This is a genomic window from Catenulispora yoronensis (assembly GCF_039531695.1).
In the GTDB taxonomy this organism is placed as follows: domain Bacteria; phylum Actinomycetota; class Actinomycetes; order Streptomycetales; family Catenulisporaceae; genus Catenulispora; species Catenulispora yoronensis.
Map to the genome: position 1 here is coordinate 190,348 of NZ_BAAAQN010000003.1, position 17,635 is coordinate 207,982.

Genomic DNA, 17,635 nt, shown 5'->3' on the forward strand with positions numbered 1-17,635 from the left:
CAGGACACGTACTCCGTCCTGGCGGCGGTGCCGTTCACCGGGCGTCATGCCGCATGAGGATCCATTCGCCGCCCTCGGGCATCGTGACCAGTCCCAGGTCGGCCCACGCCCAGCGCAGGTAGGCCGTGCGCGCGGGGGCGTCCGGATGAGTGATCAGCAGCCGCGGACTCGGGGCGTCGACAAGCACCGCGTCGTGCAGAGCCCGCCCTATGCCTCGGCCCTGATACTCCGGCACGACCGCCAGCTCCACGAGTTCGAACGCCTCGGTCAGCACAGTCGGCCCCGGATGCAGCGCGGCGTACGCCGAGTTGGTCGATCCGAACGCGAACCCGACCAGCACCTCCCCGTCCCGCGCGACGACTCCCGCGAAATCACGACCGTCCAGGTGGCTCCAGATCCGGTCCACGGTCTCAGCGGCGTCTTCGGGTCCCTCGTTCCACGGCGGAGCCGCGAAGGACTGGAGGGCGGCGGCGAGAAGTTCGTCGCGCAACGGGATCACGTCGGCGGGAGCGAGCGCGGTGAGCTGAGTCATGGACTCGATTATTTCCGTCGGCGGCATCCGCTAGTCGGACGGCTAGCAAGACCGGGCCAGTGCGATGGCCCGATGCGCCAGCCACAAGTCGTGGACCGCGCTCGGGGGCCGCAGCAATGAGCGTTCGAGCAGGATCTCGATCCGGATAAGGCGTTTGCGAACCCCGGCGGTGGAGACCCCCAGGGTCTCCGCGGCCGCCTCGATGCGGGCGTCGGCCGCCAGCCACGTCGCCAGGGTCTCGCGGACGGCATCGGAGATTCCCGGGTCCTGCAAAGGCCGGAGCTGCCGCTCGGCCCAGTCGACGACGTCCGGCAGCGCCAACAGCCCGTCCACGTCGACGGGGTCGCCCTCGGCCGGTCCCGGCGCGGCCGGAATCCCCGACGAGGAGAGCCGGACGGCCAGCGACAGCGTCGACTGGTCGCCGATCCGGTCCAGGTCCAGCGACAGCAGCTCCTGGACGAGGGCCATCCGCGCGGTCACGGTGTTGCGGTGGACCTTCAGATGCGCGCTGGCCCCGCCGCTGAAGCTGAGCCAGGACGAGGCGGTGGCCAACAGCTCCGAGCCATCAGGGTCCTGCGGACGCCGGCGGCGGTAGGACCGGAGCGGGGCCAGGAACTCCTGAGCCCATCGCGCCCCGGCGGCGCCGATGACCAGCGCCGGATCGGCGCTGGCGGCGAACGTGCAGTGGCGCAGGTCCCGGTGGCGGGCGGCGGCCAGCGCGTGGAACGCCTGGGCATAGCCGACGGCCGTGTCCTGCAACGGCACCGCCGCGCTGGAGCCGGCGACGCAGGCGTTCGCTATGAGCGCGGGCAGCGTCCACGGCGAAGACGCGGCGGCCCGGGCCTCGGTGTCGACCGGTGCGAGGACGAAGACATGGTCGCGATAGACCGGGCAGGGCACCACCCAGGCGTCGGTCAGACTGACGGCGAGGTTGTCCGCCAGCTGCCTGCGCTGCGCGGGCGGCCCTTCGACGACGTGGATCTGTACGGTCTCGGCCAGCGTGGGCAACAGCGCTGCCGCGACTTGGCGGGCATCGGCGATGTGGCCGTTCATCAGCAGCCGCAGTACGGCCTCGCGGATGTGCGCGTCGGCGCGCCGCTGCCGCTGCCGCTGGGTTTCCAGGCGCTCGGCCTGCCAGCTCAGACCCAGTACGGGTGCCGCGTCCGCGAGCAGCCGTGCCTTCGCCGGCGGCGCCCAGCGGGAGACGACGGCGGCCAGCAGCGGGTCGTCGGTCTCGGGAAGGCCGCCGAGGGTGACGGCGACGCCGGTCGACGCGTCGTGGTCGACGCTGATGGAGCTTGCCTTGCGGGCCACCGCGGTGCGGACCGCCTGCACGGCGAGTTCCCGGATGTCTTCGCCCGACGGCTGCCCGTCGTGCCCGGCCTGTGCGTCCTGACCGGCCTGTGCGGCCTGCCCGTCCTGCCCGGCCTGTGCGGCGATCCGGCCCGACGGATGGATCAGGAACACCGGAGCCCCGATCCGGCCGGCCAGCCACCCCAACAGCCCCTGGGTGCCGCTGCCCCGCGCCAGGCGCTGCAACTCCAGGACGTCGCGGGCCCGATCGGTCGCGTCGACGACCGTCTCCGGAACGGTCCCCGGACTGGCATCCATCGGGCGTCCTCCACCTCATGTGCCGAGCATCTTGATCGTTCTTCCGGCGCGTGCGTCGGCCACCACCCTAGGGCTCGCTGTGCACTGCCGTACCGGGTCTCGTCCCTCACTGTGCGAACCCGTCCTTTACGGCGCCACCGGACCTGCCGATAGTGTTTCCTGCAGCCACATATTTGTGAACGGCCGGAAATACCACCGGCCGTTCGACCGAGTGAATCCGCATTCGAACATCACCGTTCTCGAACGGCGTTAGTAGTAGTCAGGGGCGACGTCATTATGGTTGCGATGTGACGTTGTCGGGGGGCGTCCATGCGACCGGTCGTCGAAGTCCGTATCAGCGAACTGCGAGAGGCTGATTCGGCACGCAGCACCGGTGTCGACGCGGCGCATGTGCGCACCCTCGCACAAGTCGAGACGCCATTGCCGCCGATTCTGGTGCACCAGTCGACAATGCGCATCATAGACGGGGTGCACCGGGTGGCGGCGGCCCGCCTCAACCGACGGCCGAAAATCGACGCCGTCTTCTTTGTGGGGAGCGAGGAGGAGGCATTCCGCCTCGGAGTGCGGACGAACACGGCGCACGGCCTGCCGCTGAGCCTTCCCGACCGGCGCGCGGCGGCGGCGCGCATCATCGCCTCGCATCCCCAGCTGTCCGACCGCTCGATCGCAATGTCGGCGGGGCTGGCGGCCAAGACCGTCGCCGCCATCCGCCACGGCCTGGCCGTCACCGAGCCCACGACGCAGCGGATCGGCCGGGACGGCCGGATCCGGCCGGTCAACGCGGCGACCGGACGCCGGGCCGCGGTGGAGATACTGTCCCGGAATCCGGAGGCCACGCTGCGGGAAGTGGCTCGGGAGGCCGGGATCTCGGTGTCGACGGCCCACAGCGTGCGATCGCGGCTGGCCGCCGGAACGGAGCCGGTGCCGGCGCGCGGGGACGAGGTCCCCGAGCACCTTCAACGGCCCGGCCCCGAAGCCGTCGCGGCGATCGCGGCGCAGCACATCAATCCTCTGCTACAGCGCCTGAGCAGAGACCCGTCTCTGCGCTACTCGGACGGGGGCAAAGCGATGCTCCGAATACTGGCGATGGAGCGAAGCGTGCAGGCGCAGTGGCCGACCATGGTCCGTGGCGTATCTCCCTACTGCCTGGACGTGCTCGCCCAGGTGGCGTCGCAACTCGCGGCGGGCTGGTCGACGATCGCCGCCGACCTCGCCGCTGACGGTGCCGCCGATGCTGCCGGTGACGGCGCGAGTAACGGCACCAGTGACGTCGTTGCCGGCGGGGCCGCGCAATAGGCGGCCCCGCCTCAGGGCTTAGCTGGACAATGCGACTATTGAGTCCGTTTGCACCATAGTTTTCAACTCCCCCGTTTCCTGCGGTGTCCAGCCCGTCGGGAATCCTCGTCGACCGCCCTGGAGACTGGTCTCTTTATCAGGGTTCTGTGTTCACCCCGCAATATGAGCGTCCACTGCGGCGGCGTTTCAGTCAACGGCTTATACGAACGCCTAGTCCTGGGTCAGGGCATCGCGCAAGGACCTGAGAATTCGACGAGAATCTCGCCGATCGGCTTGCGCGGGTCGAGGCGACGATCCCCTGAGCGGCATCGCCGTGACATACCGCTAATGAGCGGCCCAGATGTGCATAATGTAGTCAATAGTCGAGCGTGCTACCTGCTGAATACCGGGCCGGCGGGTTCCAGGCCGCTCCGGAGCGGCGAGGTGGTGGCGCAATGTGGCTGTCCGGGATCTTGGCGACCGCGGGCACCGGGTCGGCGGTCGCCGGTATGGCCTGGGTGTCGCGGCGGTTGCGGTGGGTCGACGGTGCGGACCTGATTCCGACCGTCGGCGCGGTGACCAGTGCGCTGATCTTCTTTTTCTTCGGGACGCTGGCCTTCCTGATCGTCTCCACCACCCAGTGCGTCTCCGCCGCCGAACAGGCGACGGCGCAGGAGGCCGGGGCCTTGCGGGACGCGTATCTGTCGGCCACGTGGCTGCCCGCCGACCAGGCCCGGACGGTCGAGGCCGCGCTGACCGGCTACACCCGAACGGTGGTCGACGTCGAATGGCCCCTCATGGAACGGAATCAGGTGAGCCCGCAGGCGTGGACCGAGCTCGACGCCCTCCGGTTCGAGTCCGGCGTCCTGATCGGCGCCGACGCCGCGTCAGACGCCCGGACCAAGCAGGCGACGGCGGACATCCACAAGGCACTGGACGCCGTCTACCAGCAGCGGCGGGTCCGGGTGGCCGACGTCCGGGCCGGTGCCCCGACGATGATCGTGGCCGGGGTGATCGGCGCGGGCGCCGTCAGCGTCCTGTTTCCGCTGCTGGTCGGCTGGCCGCGCGGGCGGCGGTACGTGGCGGCGCTCGGCGTTCTGGGCGCGGTGATGGGATTCGGCGTCTGGCTGGTCCTGCAGATCAACCATCCGTTCGGATCCGGCATCCGGGTCGCGCCGACCGCGTTCAACGACGCCCTGGCACGCTTCGCCAGCATCGAGCACTGACCCGCAATCGGTGGTGACCTTACGGCGCGGGCGGTCCGACCAGCATAATAAGACTCCTGATGAACAACGGAACCCAGGGCGTGGACGGCCGCCGCACGGTGCGGGACCTGTTGGACGAGCTCAACACGTGGCGAATACGGGCCGCGCGGGGGACGGGCAAAGCCCGGATGCCGCTGCGCGAGCTGTCGGCGGCCAGCGGCGTGCCGCGCAGCAGCCTCGCGGACTACCTCTCCGGGGCGACGCTGATGCCCGCCGACGTGCTCGACGCCGTCGTGCTGGCGCTCGGCGCCACGCCGCAGGAGGCGAGGGACTGGGCCAACGCCTGGGAGCGGGCCGCCGCGGCCCACCCGCACCGCTCCGAAAACGGTGCGGAGCACCGCGAGGACGGCTCGGACCGCCCCGCCGCCGGCGCGGACCGGAGCCCGCGGCCGCCCGGCCAGCTGCCCGCCGACGTCACCGCGTTCACCGGCCGCCAGCCCGCGCTGAAACAGCTCGACGAGCTGCTCGAATATGACTCAGCCCGCGGCGCCGACCACGACTCCGCCCCCGCCGTCGTCCTCTCCGCCCTCGCCGGAACCGCCGGGGTCGGCAAGACCGCCCTCGCCGTCCACTGGGCCCACCAGTCCCGCGACCACTTTCCCGACGGCCAGCTCTACGCGAACCTGCGCGGCTACGACTCCGACGAGCCCGTTCCCCCGGACGCCGTCCTGGAACGCTTCCTGCGCGCCCTCGGCGCCGACGCCGTCCCGCCGGACGTCGACGAGCGCGGAGCCCTCTACCGCAGCCTGCTGTTCCAGCGGCGGGTCCTCATCGTCCTGGACAACGTCCGCACCGCCGAGCAGGTCCGCCCGCTGCTGCCGGGCACCCCGGGCTGCTTCGTCCTGGTCACCAGCCGGGACGACCTGTCCGGGCTGGTGGTCCGCAACGGCGCGCACCGGATCGTCCTGGACCGCCTCTCCGACGCCGAGGCCACCGAGCTGCTCAGCCGCGTCCTCGGGCCGCACCGCACGCTCGACGAACCCGAGGCCTGCGCCGAGCTGGTCCGGCTGTGCGCCGGCCTCCCGCTGGCCCTGCGCGTCGCCGCCGAGCGGGTGGCCCGCCATCCGGACCGGACGCCGCTGGCCGAGATCATCGGCGGCCTGGCCGGTGAGGACCGTTCCCTGGACCTGCTCGACGACACCGGCGACCCGCTCGCCGACGTCCGCACCGTGTTCTCCTGGTCCTACCACGCGCTGCCCGACCCCGCTGCGCGGCTGTTCCGCCTCCTGGGCCTGTATCCGGGCTCGGACATCGACCCGGTCGGTGCCGCCAACCTGGCCGGCGTCCCCGAAGGCGAGGCCCGGAACCAACTGGAGATCCTGGCCGGCGGCCACCTCCTGGAGCGGGCCGCCGGCAACCGCTACACGCTGCACGACCTGCTGCGCGCCTACGCCGCCGAGCTCGCCCGCCAGAGCCTCCCGGACCCGGAGCGCCAGGCTGCCGTAGTCCGTGTCCTGGACGCCTACCGCTACACCGCGAACACCGCGATGGACCTGGTCAACCCGCACCGCCGCCGGCTGCCCGAACAGGTCGTCGAGGTGACCCCCGCCGCGGTGCCCTGGCCCGGATTCGCCGACGCGGACCAGGCCACCGCCTGGCTGGAGGCGGAGCGGACGAACCTGCTGCTGGTCATCCGGCACGCCGCCACCGCCGGCCACCCCGACCACGCCTGGCAGCTGGCCCAGATCCTGTGGACCTTCTATGCCGTCGCCGGCCATACCGACGACCTGCTCGAAAGCCACCGCCACGCGCTCGCCGCGGCCACCGAGTCCGGCGGCGACTACGCCCTCGGCGAGACCCTCCACAACTGCGCCGTCGCCCACTTCAGCCTCGGCCGCTACCAGGCGACCATCGACCACTTCGAACGCGCGCTGCCGTACCGCCGGGCCTTCGGCGACCGCCGCGGCGAAGGCGCCACCCTCGGCAACCTCGGCGCCGTGCACCAGGTCCTGGGGCAGTTCGACCTCGCCCTCGGCTACCACCGGCAGGCCCTGACCGTGGCCCGCGAGGCCGGCGACCGCTACGGCGAGGGCATCGTCCTGGGCAACATCGCGACCGTCACCGGCGATGTCGGACGCTACCGCGAAGCCATCGAGCAGACCGGCCTGGCCCTGGCCATCCACCGCGAGAACGACGACCGGGTCGGCCAGGCCCGGGCGCTGAGCAACCTCGGCCAGTTCCACACCAACATCGGCCAGTACGACCAGGCCCGCACCGCGCTGACCGAGGCCGTCGCCCTGGCCGAGCAGGCCGGTGCGCGCCAGGTGCTCGGCAACGCGATCTGCGACCTGGCGAGCCTGCACTCCAACCTGGGGGACTACGACCTCGCCGACGGCTACTGCCGCCAGGCCCTGAAGATCGCCCACGACCTCGGCGACCCGGACGGGGAGGCCGCGGCGCTCAACGCCCTCGGCGTGTTGTGCCTGCGCCGCGGCGAACCCCGGGCCGCGCTCGACCATCTCCAGCGCGCCCTGACCGTCTGGCTCGGCGGCGACCATCCGCGCTGGCAGGCGACGGCGCACCGCAGCATCGGCGACGTCCATCTCGCGCTCGACGATCCGCAAGCCTCGCTCGACAGCTACCGCGCCGCCCTGGCCGTCAGCACGACTGGCGGCTCTCTGGTCGAGGTGGGGGACGCCGAGGCCGGTATCGCCCGCGCGCTGCTGGCGTTGACGCCGCCGGACCGGGACGGCGCGCGCGAGCATCTGCGCCGGGCCCTGGAGGCGTTCAAGGGATTGGACAGCTCTGAGGAGGAGCCGGCGCGGGCCTTGCTGGCGACTCTGACGGACGCCGGGCCCTGACATTCTCGGGCCGAATCAACCCTTTGATAAATGTCACCCGGCCGCGGACGGCCGGGTGACACCGTTGCCTGTCTAGCCCTGCCTAGCCCTGCCTATACGCGGTTGCTATCCGCCGATCGGGCGCCACATGAACTCGGCGCTCGGATTGCACGTCCACTGGATGACCCAGGCGCCCAGGTTCGTGCGGCCGCCGCCGACCGCCACGCACTTGCCGCTCTGCTGGTTCACGAGCTCGTACGCACCCGGGTAGATCGAGAACTCCGGCACCAGGGTGTAGAGCTGGTCGGGGATGTTCATGCAGTTGTACACGAACTCCGCGGCCCCGTCGGCGGACGAACCGCCCGAGACCGACAGGCACTGGTTGTTGTGCGTGTCGATGAGCTCGTACTGGCCGGCGCCGTTGCTCGCCGCCACCCAGTTGACGGTGTTGTCGTTGTTGCACGCCTCCTGGCGCGCCGCGCCCCGCGACTCGGGGTCGTAGGCCAGGCACAGGCCGCTGTTGACGTTGACGAAGTTGTAGACGGGGTTGCCGATGCCGCCGGGCGCGGCCACCGTCCGCGACGCCTTCAGCAGGCCCGCGCCGCTGCTCGCGGCGTTCGCCGGAGCGCCGGTCAGGACGACGGCCAGGAACGACGCGAAGGCCGAGAACAACCCGAGGCGGATGAGGCGGTGTCGACGCCTGTTTTCGTTGCGCACTCGTACTCCTTTTGCTGGGTGCGGTGTCCGACGGCCGGCGGTCCCTGCCGCGAGTGCCGGCCGGCGCGACCATGCTCGCCGCAGGTGCGGCGGGGCGGGCGCCATCCCGGTCGCCGGCGGGCACCGCCAGATTCCGACAGAAACCGGCGGATCCCTGTCGAGGGCCGACGGGCAGCTGTTAGGCTCCATTCGTCCACGTATATTCGTGTTCTTAGTAACTCGTGGAGGACGCGGCGATGGAGCCCGGCGCCCAGCAGCAGCCCACGATGCCCGCCGGCGAGCCGGCCGCCACCGCCGGCGCCGCTGCCCCGGCCGCCACGGCCACCGCCGCCGCCGAGGCGCAGAGCCTGGACGACCTGGCCGCACTGCTGCGGGACCTGCGCCGGCGGCACGCGCGCGAACAGCGGGACAGCCAGCTCACCTACCGCGAACTGGCGCAGCGCACCGGGTGGTCGCAGGCCGCGATCGCGGAGTACTTCACTGCTCGCACGTTGCCGCCCACCGACCGGTTCGACGCGCTGGCCGAGGTTCTGGGGGCCGCGCCCGCGGAGCGGCGTGCGCTGGCGGACGCCCGGGACCGGGTCGAGGAGAACCAGCGGCGGGCCAAGCAGGGACGGAACGCCGGTGCGGACAACGAATCCGGTTCTCGGACCTCCCTGCTCCCGACCCCGCTTCCGGCTCCGCTTCCGTCGGTGACGGTCGGGCCGCGCCAACTGCCCGCGGACAGCGCCCTGTTCACCGGACGCGACGACGAACTGGCCCGACTGCTCGCCGCGGCCGGCGGTGCCGGAGCCGCCGGCCAGCCGGGCGCCGTCGTGACCTGCGCCATCGGCGGCATGGGCGGAGTGGGGAAAACGGCGCTGGCCGTGCACGCCGCGCACCGGTTGGCCGAGCGCTTTCCGGACGGACAACTGTTCCTCGACCTCTACGGCTTCAGCGACAACCGGGCCCCGCGCGATCCGGGCGACGCGCTGGCCGCCCTGCTGCACAGCCTCGGGGTGCCGCCCCAGCGCATCCCCGCGGACCTCGACGCCCGCGCCGCGCTCTACCGCGACCGGCTCGCCGGGACCCGCACACTGCTCGTCCTGGACAACGCCGCCGACGAGGCGCAGGTGGCGCCCTTGCTGCCGGCCGCCGCGACCTGCCTGGTGCTGGTCACCAGCCGTCGGCGCCTGGCGGCGCTCGACGATGCCGTGCCGGTGCCGCTGGACGTGCTCCCGCCGGAGGAGGCGGTGGCGATACTGCGCCGGGCCGCTCGGTACGACTCCCATCCCGCCGACGACGCGCTGTGGCATCAGGCGGCCGAGCTGTGCGGACGTCTGCCGCTCGCCCTGGTGATCGCCGCCGCGCTGCTGCGTACCGGCGGGAAGGCGTGGAACCTGCGACGGCTGCTCGACCGGCTCGCGGCCCGCCGCGCCGGGGACGAGCTCGCCGGCTACACGGACGAGAGCCGCAGCCTGACCGCGATGTTCGACGTGTCCTACCAGACGTTGGCCGAGCAGGAGCGGCTGCTGTTCCGCCGTCTGAGCCTGCTGGCCGGATCGCAGCTCGACGCCCACGCCGCGGCTGCATTGCTCGACACCGATCTGGAGACGGCCGACCTGCTGGTACAACGGCTCGCGGATCACAGCCTGCTGATCAGCGTTTCGCCGGGGCGGTACCGCATCCATGATCTGGTCCACGCTCATGCCCGGACCGCGGCCGACAGCTGCGCGGAGCACGGGTGCGAGGCCGCGCACGGCCGTCTGCTCGACTACTACCAGCACACCGCCCAGCGGGCCGGCAGCCTGATCGACCGCGTCCCGCGATCCGAGCCCCGGGGGAACGCGCCCCGGCACGCGCCACCCCTGCCGGACCAGGAAGCGGCGCACCTCTGGCTGCGTACCGAGCGCGCCGACCTGGAATCAGCCTTCGACGACGCTCTGTGCCATGGCGCGGGCGCGTCCGTGGTGGGGCTCGCCGCCGGACTGGCCCAGATCATGAACGCGGACGGCCCTTGGCCCCGGGCCCTCGCCCTGCACGAGGCGGCGCTCGCCGCCGCCGAACAGCTCGACGACCGTCCCGGCCAGGCCAACGCGCTCAGCGACCTGGGGCGGGTGCGACGCCTCAGCGGCGACCTGGCCGGCGCGGACGAGGCCCTGACCAGGGCGCTGCGGCTCTACCGCGACCTGGGCCACCGTCGCGGCGAAGCGGGCGCGCTGGTCGACCTGGGGCGTGTCCGGACCCTGATCGACGATCCGTCCGACGGCGAGGCGGCACTGGCCCAGGCGCTGGCCCTCTACCGCGGCCTCGACGACCGCCTCGGACAGGCCACGGCGTTGGCGGAGCTGGGAGGGGCGCGATATGTGGCCGGGGACTTCGCCGGAGCCGCCGACGACCTCACCGAGGCCCTGACCCGCTATCAGGACCTCGACCACCGGCTGGGACAGGCCATCGCCCTGACCGAGTTGGGACGCGTGCGCTCGTTCCTCGGCGACCTGCCCGGAGCCACCGACGCACTGAGCCGCGCGCTGGACCTGTTCGGGGACCTGGGCCAGCGGCAGGGCCAGGCCACCACGCTCACCGAACTCGGCCGGGTGCGGCAGCTGACGGGGGACTTCACCGGCTCGGCCGACGCCCTCGTCCACGCCTTGCAGCTCTACCGCGACCTCGGCCACCGCTACGGACAAGCCTTCGCGCTGACCGAACTGGGAGTGGTGCGCCAGGCGACCCGGGACTACGCGGGCGCGGCGGATGCCTTCAACCAGTCCTTGCGCATCTACCGCGCACTCGGCATCCGGGGCAACGAGGCCTACACGCTCAACCACTACGCCGCCCTGCTCCTCGCCACCGGCGAATGCGCCCGGGCGCTGGACCTGTACCGCCAGGCGCTCGGCATGCACCGCGAGCTGAACAAGCCCGACGACGAAGGGCACTCGCTCGAAGGCATCGGCGAATGCGAGCTCGCGCGAGGCGACACCGGCCAGGGCACCAAGCACCTGCGCCTGGCACTGGAGATCTTTCAGCGGCTCAACATGCGATCGGACGTCGACCGGGTGCTGAGCCGCCTCGGCAAGATCAGGACACTGGTTTATGCGACGTCCTCGCCGACGTCCTCGCCAACTTCGAGTCCTGATGCCAGGCCGACGCGCCGCACCCCCTAGTTCGGCGCGTCCCCGTCCAGCAGCTTGCCGAGCACATCCACCGTCCCGGGCAGCTCACGCCGCAGATGGGCCAGATCCAACCCCTCGTCACCAACAATGGCCAGCAGCGCATTCTCCCCGATCGACGCGAAGACCACATGCCCCCCGGCAGCCCGAATGACCGACTCACGCAACCCGCCGAGCCCGACATGCACAGCGGTGCGAGTACCCAGCGCGACACCGGCCGCGCACAGCGCCGCAAGCGACTCCTGCTCGGCCGACCCACTGTCCGACGCCACGAGCAACCCGTCAGCCGTGGAGATGATGCTGTCGGTAATGCCCACGACCTTCTCGCGGAGTACAAGAAGCTCACTGACCAAGGCAGTGGACGATGACGGTGCTTTCACAGCATGCTCCTCGGCATGTGGAGCCGTGCGCCTGGAGGTCGCGCGGCCGATGTGGCGGTCGGCGGTCGGTTGTCGGCTGTCGGCTGTCGGCGGTCGGCGGTCGGGATGGATTCGGTTCGGGCTCAGGGAAGATGCTTGAGCACGTCTAGGAGATGACGCACAGTCTGCTCCGCCGGCCGGGCCACGCGCGGGACTCGGGCGGAGTTCGAGGACGGGACGCGGCGGGGGAGGGGGGTGTCGCACTTTGGGGGTGGTGGGAGTTCGGACCCGGATTCGGAGCCGGATCCAAGCTCGGGACCGGCCTCGGCCTTGGGCTCGGCTTCGGCTGCGGCCTCGGGTTGAGCTTCGAATCCGGGCTCGGATTTGGACTGGCCTTCGGTCCCGGCTGCGGGCTCGGAACTAGCCTTGCGCTCGGTCTTGAGTTCGGGCTCGGCTTTGGCTTCGGCCCCGGACCCCGCCTTGGCCTCGAACCCCGCCTCGGGCTCGGCTTTGGCTTCGAGCCCAGCTTCGAGTCCGGGCTCGAAGCCGAACTCGGACTCGGACTTGCCTTCGGGCCCGGCCTCGGGCTCGGACATGGTCTCGTATTCGTACTCGGGCTCGAACTTGTACTCGTATTCATACTCGGGCTCGTTCGGCTGGCGCCCACCACTCATGAGCTGTTCCGCCCCTCTGTGGTTCCGCTTTCTGAGGTGTCTTCGCTCGGTCGGTCGCGTCGGGGCCGCCGGGGCAGCACCGCTGGGCCTTCCGGGAGCTGATCGGTGGGTGGGGGAGCCGCGCGGCGTGCGGTGCTCGGCGTCGTCGCGGGGCGGGGTGTCTCCCACTCCACCAGGCGTCGTGCGCGCAGGCGTGCGATGTCGAGCATCGTCGGGAAGACCCCGCAGCCCAGGAAGAACGCGATGTCGCGGGGGGTTCGGCGGCCGTTCGCGGCCAGCAGGACTGCTTGCTGGCGCGAGGTGAGCAGCCCGGGGTCGATCCGTGCGGCTGGGCGGCATCGTGCGCCGGCCAGTTCGGCGAGGGAGCCCCAGTTCTCGGACAGGGTGCTGATGCGGCGGGTCGTCTCGTCGGCGAGCGTGCGTGGGGATTCGCCGGGGCAGGTCACCAGCGCGGGCGGTACGGCGGCCTTGTGGACGGTCCAGCCCTCCGCCGGCTGGAGTGCCATGGCGAACGCGGCGTCGTACACGGCGGCGATGCAGACTGCTTCGAGTTCGCCCTGGCCGATCAGGCCGAGGTCGATGAGGACTGCGTTGAGGTCGCTCGTGTCCTCGTTGTCTGTGTCAGTGCTTTGCGTCGCGGCGCGCCGCGTCAGCGCGGTGGCCCAGGCGGCCTCGTCGATGCGTCCGGAGCGGATGAGCAGCGTCTCCACGGAGGGCGCGTTCGGCGTGTCGACCGCGATGACCATGCCCCGGCGCAGGTGGATCGTCCCGCTCGGGGTCCCGGACACCTCGACCGCGCCGGTGAAGTCCTCCGTCAGCAGCTTCGCCAACAGCGCGGGGACGTTGCGCGGCGGCTGCGAAGCCAGGGTCGGGACGCTCATGTCAGGATGCTCTCTGCCAGCGCCGCGGCCTCGCGTACGGCCAGCGCCAGGTTGGCGCGTTCGCGATCCAGCGCGACGAACAGCACCGCGGAGTTCAGCGGCGCGCGGCCCGGAACCGTCTGCACGATCTCGTGCCGTCGGGTGCTCGTGATCACGACGCTCTCCAGCTCGCCCGGGGCGCCGGCCTCGTGGAGCACGCCGGCGATCAGTGTGGTCAGCTCCGCCACCTCGTGGGCCTCGCCGAGCGTCGAGAAGTCGCCCGCCGAGCGATATGCCAGCCCGGTTACCGCGTCCACCAAAGCAGCCCCGATTACTCCAGGAGATTCAAACGCTGCGGAGAGCGATATTTCGAGCTTGGGCACCGGCACCCCTTCACTTCGCGATATGTGCCACGTAACTTTAGTCGTAAACTACGCTAACCGCGAGCTCATCCGCTTTTGCCCGCGACAACATGATCAACAACCGCGAACCGAATTAGGCTGTGAGGAAGTGCCATGAACATCGAAGGCGCGCTGAAAGAAGCGATGACGGTCGAGGGTGCCATCGGCGTCGCCCTGGTGGACTACGAGAGCGGCATGTCGCTCGGCCACATCGGCGGCGGTCCGGGCCTGGACCTGGAGGTCGCCGCGGCCGGCAACACCGAGGTCGTGCGGGCCAAGATGCGCACCCTGGCCCGCCTCGGCCTCAACGAGACCGTCGAGGACATCCTCATCACCCTGACGGGTCAGTACCACGTGATCCGCCTGCTCCCGAACAGCGGCGGCGGCGCCCTGTTCCTCTACCTCGCGCTCGACCGCTCCCGCGCCAACCTGGCCCTGGCCCGGCACGAGCTCAAGCGCATCGGCGCCTATATCGAGGGCTGAATATAAAGAGCTGAATGCGGGGGGCTTCGGAACGCGAGTGAGCCGGACTGATCAATGCGGGCAAAAGCGGCCGATTTCCGTCTCGGGCCCGGCTCGGCTATTTGCGATGAATAGCTCCGGATAATCGACTCCGACCATTGGGTGCAAAGGTCGATTTCCGACATCGCCGATTCGCAGTGCTCCCCGCGGGTGTTCCGCGCCGCCGTTTCCATTCGGTTTCCGCGCGGTGGCGCTGCGTGATAGGCAAAACCCTTATCGCACGACTCTGATATACGGGTGCGTCGACGCGAATGCGCCCGGTTCCGTCGTTCTCCACGGAACCGGGCGCTCGCCGCGTTACGGCGCTACGGCGTTACGGCGTTACGCCGCTACGCCGCTACGGCAGGATCTGGATCGTGTCCCCGACCGGCCGCTCGCCGGTGGCGTCCGAGGTGTTGTTGACCAGCTTCCCGTTGACGGCCATCGCCGAGGAGCCGCCGCCGTCCAGGTTGAGGGCCTGCACCGCGCCCAGCGTGCGCATGAACTCGGCCTCCTCGAACAGCGTGAAGCCCTCGCTGCCGGCGGTCAGGCGGCCGTCGACGGTGACCAGCAGCAGGTTGCCCCGGGCGTCGATGCCCGCGATCGTGCGCGGCTGGCGGGCGTTGGCCCACTGGTAGTTGTACGACAGGTCGCGCGGGTCCACGACGCCCTCGGTCGCCGCGTCCACGGCTATGCGGCCGTCGCGCACCAGCACCGGCGCGGCGCTGGCGACGCTGTCGCCGGCGCCCAGGCGCAGCCGGCGCCCGGTCGAGGCGTCGACCACCGACTCGCTGACGGCGAGGCGGTGCCCGACCGTCGCGTGCGCGGTCAGCCACGTCGCGGCGGCGCCGAGGCCTTGCAGCACCGAGCCGCCGGCCGGCACCGAGCCGCCGCGCGCGCCGACCGAGACGACCTTGCCGTCGGCGTCGAGCACGACCTGCGTACCGGCCCCGGTCGGCAGCGCGGCCACGAACTCCGGCGTGAACAGCACCAGGTCGTCGGCCTCGGTGCAGGTGATGTCCTGCACGGGATGCGTCGTCGGCACCGCGCCGGTCCGCCCGCAGTCCCGGACCAGGCCGGGGACCCGGTTGACGCCCTGGATCTGCTCGACCGCCGCGCCGGAGCGGACCGAGGCGCTGCTGGCCAGGTTCGCGACCTGGAAGCGCTGGCCGCCGTCCTCGATCACGAGCGCGCCGCGCGAACCCGAGGACAGCGATTCGAGCTTGCCGTCGTAGACACCGAGCCCGGACATGGTGCCCTGCACCCCGTCGTTGTTCGAGGTGATGAAGAACCCGCCGTTGACGCCGACCAGCGAGCCGAGCTGGGCCGCGACGGAGGAGGTGGTGAGGCGCTGCGCGACGTTCCCGGCGTGGGTGGCCTCGACGGTGCCGCCGAAGCTCCGCGGGTTGATGACGGCGACGTGGATGTTCTCCACGTCCGCGGGCGTCTGCGTGTCGTACCCGGTCCACTGGGAGAAGGCGGTGAACCCGGCGGCCTTGACCGCGGCCAGCTGCGGCCCGGCGGCGGCCTGCGTCGGGAACTGCCCGACCCGCACGCGGTAGCCCATCAGCCCGTGCGGCGTGTCCGAGTAGCCGGCGGGCCACTGCACCGCCTCCACGCGCGCCTGGAAGCCATGCGCCTGAAGCTGCGTGGCAGTGTCCTGCGCCCAGGACTGGGAAGCGACCTCCGCGTTGGTCGGACCACCGGTGATGACGCTGGTGGTCGGCTGCTGGAGAGTGACGGTCCAGAACGGCGTCGAGGCGGCGTTCTTGATGGTCACGGTGCTGACCCGCACCCCGGGCGCGACAGCCGCGGTGGTCCACTGCTCCTGACCCAGGCCATTGAGATAGGCCGAGCCGCTCGGAGCGGCGAGGGCGGCGTGGTCGGCGCGGTCGTGGTCGTGGTCATGATCGGCGTGGGCCTGAGCCGCACTGGCACCGACCCCGAGCGGCCCGGCCAGCACGAGCACGGCCGCGGCCGCGAGTGCGCTGCCGGTACGACGGCGGGCGCGGGAGCGGCGGGCGGTGGCCGGGGCGACCGGGGCGACCGGGGCGACCGGGGCAACCGGGGCGACGGGCGCGACCGGAACGACCGGATTGGCTGAGGCGGCTGGGATCTGCTGCTTCGACATGCGTTCTCCTGACTCGGTGATTCAAAGATCAGAGTCCGGCGGCCTTAACAGCTTGTTGAGGTCGTGCGACCGGTCGGGGAATGGTCGGCCAAAGGTGCTGATGCGGGTGTTGACGCTGGAGCGGGTTCGCCCTCAGAACCGCTGCCAGAACTAGCCTGCTCCACTCCCCGTCGCGGACCAGCCGCGCCGTCGCGGCCGGCTCGCGCAATTCGATACCGGCGTCAGCGCGGTCGCGCACACCGCCGTCGTAGCGAAGGTCGGCGAGGAAGGAGTCGTCCAGGTCGCCCAGCGCCGCCGCGGCCTCGGCCGCTGTCGTCACTTGGATCGTCTTGCCATCGACCACAGCCGACCCCTTCCCCCCAACCCACGATCAGTCAGACCGGCGGCAACCCTACCCGCCGCGCTACCTCAGGTGCCGGGCGAAGAACCGGCCGCTGTCGTCCTGTGCGAAGTGGGGGACGCCGGTGTGGCCGCCCATGTTCGCGTGCAGGGTCTTCTCCTTGGAGCCGAAGGCGTCGAAGAGGTCGAGGGCGGCTTGGCGGTCGTTGCCTTCGTCGTCCCATTGGAGCAGGACGTGCAGGGGGATGGTGACTTGGCGGGCCTCCGTGAACATGCTGCGGGGTACGTAGCTGCCGGCGAACAGGCCCGCGGCGGCGATGCGGGGTTCGGTCAGGGCCAGGCGGATGGCGATGGCGATCACTCCGCCCGCGATGCCGACCGGGCCGTGGAGTTCGGGCAGTGCGAGGAGGGCGTCCAGGGTGGTGCGCCATTCCGGGACGGCGGCTTTGACCAGGGGCAGGATGAGCCGTTCGACGATTTCGTCGGGGACGGGGCCGCCGGCCTGGATGGCCTGACGCAGGTCGGCGCGGGCCTGTTCGGCGGGTTCGGAGCGGGGGCGCGTGCCGCTGCCCGGGAGTTCGATGGTGGCGGTGGCGAAACCGTCGGCCGCGGAGTGCTGGGCCCGGCCCACCAGCCGGGGGTACATCCGCCGCAGGTCGCCGGGGTGGCCGAGCAGGATCAGCGGTACCGGGGCGGATGGGGACGCCGACGCGGGCGTCCACAGGTAGCCGGGGACGTCGCCGAGCGTGAATTCGCGTTGCCGGACGCTGTTGCCGTCGCCGACCTCGCCGCGGCCGCCATCGCCGCCGCCATCGGCACCATCGAGAAGCTGTTCAGAGATGAATCGCATGGTCGTGCCTTTCGGGAAAACGCTGGAACGGCGCTCCCGGACGACCTATCGCCCGACCGTGACCTCGGAGGAGAGCACCCACGTCGAAACGTTCATGGGTACCACCTCCTCAACTCTGTCGCACGGTCACGGAGATAGTAGCAGCCGTCACCATGCCATCACCGCCCCATCACCACAGCGTCACCGAAAAA

The 17,635-nt window shown here is 71.2% G+C and carries 15 protein-coding genes; 5 read left to right on the forward strand and 10 right to left on the reverse strand.

Annotated elements, in window-relative coordinates:
* Positions 1–34: 34 nt before the first annotated feature.
* Both ABD481_RS03610 and ABD481_RS03615 read right to left on the reverse strand, forming a co-directional pair.
* Positions 35–532: a GNAT family N-acetyltransferase gene (locus tag ABD481_RS03610; protein ID WP_344664044.1), complete on the reverse strand. Its 498-nt coding sequence runs from the start codon at positions 530–532 to the stop codon at positions 35–37.
* 42 nt (positions 533–574) lie between these two features.
* Positions 575–2,143 carry a helix-turn-helix domain-containing protein gene (locus tag ABD481_RS03615; protein ID WP_344664045.1) on the reverse strand — a complete coding sequence of 523 codons (1,569 nt, stop codon included), beginning with the start codon at positions 2,141–2,143 and terminating at the stop codon, positions 575–577.
* 450 nt (positions 2,144–2,593) lie between these two features.
* Here ABD481_RS03615 and ABD481_RS03620 point away from each other — a divergent pair, with 450 nt between their 5' ends.
* From ABD481_RS03620 to ABD481_RS03630, 3 genes are all read left to right on the forward strand, one after another.
* Positions 2,594–3,439, forward strand: coding sequence for a hypothetical protein (locus tag ABD481_RS03620; protein ID WP_486323361.1), 846 nt, complete (start codon positions 2,594–2,596; stop codon positions 3,437–3,439).
* A 434-nt stretch (positions 3,440–3,873) separates the two neighbouring features.
* The gene (locus ABD481_RS03625; RefSeq protein WP_344664047.1) at positions 3,874–4,644 is read left to right on the forward strand and encodes a bestrophin-like domain; all 771 of its coding nucleotides are present in this window, start codon (positions 3,874–3,876) and stop codon (positions 4,642–4,644) included.
* A 59-nt stretch (positions 4,645–4,703) separates the two neighbouring features.
* The gene (locus ABD481_RS03630) at positions 4,704–7,484 is read left to right on the forward strand and encodes an ATP-binding protein (protein WP_344664048.1); all 2,781 of its coding nucleotides are present in this window, start codon (positions 4,704–4,706) and stop codon (positions 7,482–7,484) included.
* Positions 7,485–7,589: 105 nt separating this feature from the next.
* Here the strand turns inward: ABD481_RS03630 and ABD481_RS03635 are convergent, their stop codons facing one another.
* Positions 7,590–8,180 carry an RICIN domain-containing protein gene (locus tag ABD481_RS03635; RefSeq protein ID WP_344664049.1) on the reverse strand — a complete coding sequence of 197 codons (591 nt, stop codon included), beginning with the start codon at positions 8,178–8,180 and terminating at the stop codon, positions 7,590–7,592.
* A gap of 236 nt (positions 8,181–8,416) precedes the next feature.
* Here ABD481_RS03635 and ABD481_RS03640 point away from each other — a divergent pair, with 236 nt between their 5' ends.
* Positions 8,417–11,323 carry an ATP-binding protein gene (locus ABD481_RS03640; protein WP_344664050.1) on the forward strand — a complete coding sequence of 969 codons (2,907 nt, stop codon included), beginning with the start codon at positions 8,417–8,419 and terminating at the stop codon, positions 11,321–11,323.
* Here ABD481_RS03640 and ABD481_RS03645 read toward each other — a convergent pair.
* The 4 genes from ABD481_RS03645 to ABD481_RS03660 all read right to left on the reverse strand — a co-directional run bounded on the left by ABD481_RS03645 (position 11,320) and on the right by ABD481_RS03660 (position 13,539).
* Positions 11,320–11,709: a roadblock/LC7 domain-containing protein gene (locus tag ABD481_RS03645; RefSeq protein WP_344664051.1), complete on the reverse strand. Its 390-nt coding sequence runs from the start codon at positions 11,707–11,709 to the stop codon at positions 11,320–11,322. The genes ABD481_RS03640 and ABD481_RS03645 overlap by 4 nt on opposite strands.
* A gap of 122 nt (positions 11,710–11,831) precedes the next feature.
* Positions 11,832–12,362 (reverse strand): hypothetical protein, encoded by a 531-nt coding sequence (locus tag ABD481_RS03650; RefSeq protein ID WP_344664052.1) that lies wholly within the window; start codon positions 12,360–12,362, stop codon positions 11,832–11,834.
* Positions 12,359–13,243, reverse strand: coding sequence for a hypothetical protein (locus ABD481_RS03655; protein WP_344664053.1), 885 nt, complete (start codon positions 13,241–13,243; stop codon positions 12,359–12,361). Before ABD481_RS03655 ends, ABD481_RS03650 begins: the two co-directional genes overlap by 4 nt.
* Entirely contained in the window at positions 13,240–13,539 is a 300-nt protein-coding gene (locus ABD481_RS03660) for a hypothetical protein (RefSeq protein WP_344664054.1), read from the reverse strand. The genes ABD481_RS03655 and ABD481_RS03660 overlap by 4 nt, the downstream gene beginning before the upstream one ends.
* Positions 13,540–13,737: 198 nt before the next feature.
* On the opposite strand from ABD481_RS03660, the gene ABD481_RS03665 reads away from it, so the two are divergent.
* Positions 13,738–14,106: a hypothetical protein gene (locus tag ABD481_RS03665; RefSeq protein WP_344664055.1), complete on the forward strand. Its 369-nt coding sequence runs from the start codon at positions 13,738–13,740 to the stop codon at positions 14,104–14,106.
* Positions 14,107–14,482: 376 nt separating this feature from the next.
* On the opposite strand, the gene ABD481_RS03670 is transcribed toward ABD481_RS03665, so the two are convergent.
* Genes ABD481_RS03670 through ABD481_RS03680 form a run of 3 tightly spaced genes read right to left on the reverse strand, consistent with a single transcriptional unit; the run spans position 14,483 to position 17,444 of the window.
* A complete protein-coding gene (locus ABD481_RS03670; RefSeq protein WP_344664056.1) occupies positions 14,483–16,255 on the reverse strand; it encodes a phosphodiester glycosidase family protein in 1,773 nt (590 codons plus the stop codon).
* A gap of 28 nt (positions 16,256–16,283) precedes the next feature.
* Positions 16,284–16,598, reverse strand: a complete 315-nt coding sequence (locus ABD481_RS03675; RefSeq protein ID WP_344664057.1) for a hypothetical protein — start codon at positions 16,596–16,598, stop codon at positions 16,284–16,286.
* A 60-nt stretch (positions 16,599–16,658) separates the two neighbouring features.
* A complete protein-coding gene (locus ABD481_RS03680; RefSeq protein WP_344664058.1) occupies positions 16,659–17,444 on the reverse strand; it encodes a dienelactone hydrolase family protein in 786 nt (261 codons plus the stop codon).
* Positions 17,445–17,635: the final 191 nt, after the last annotated feature.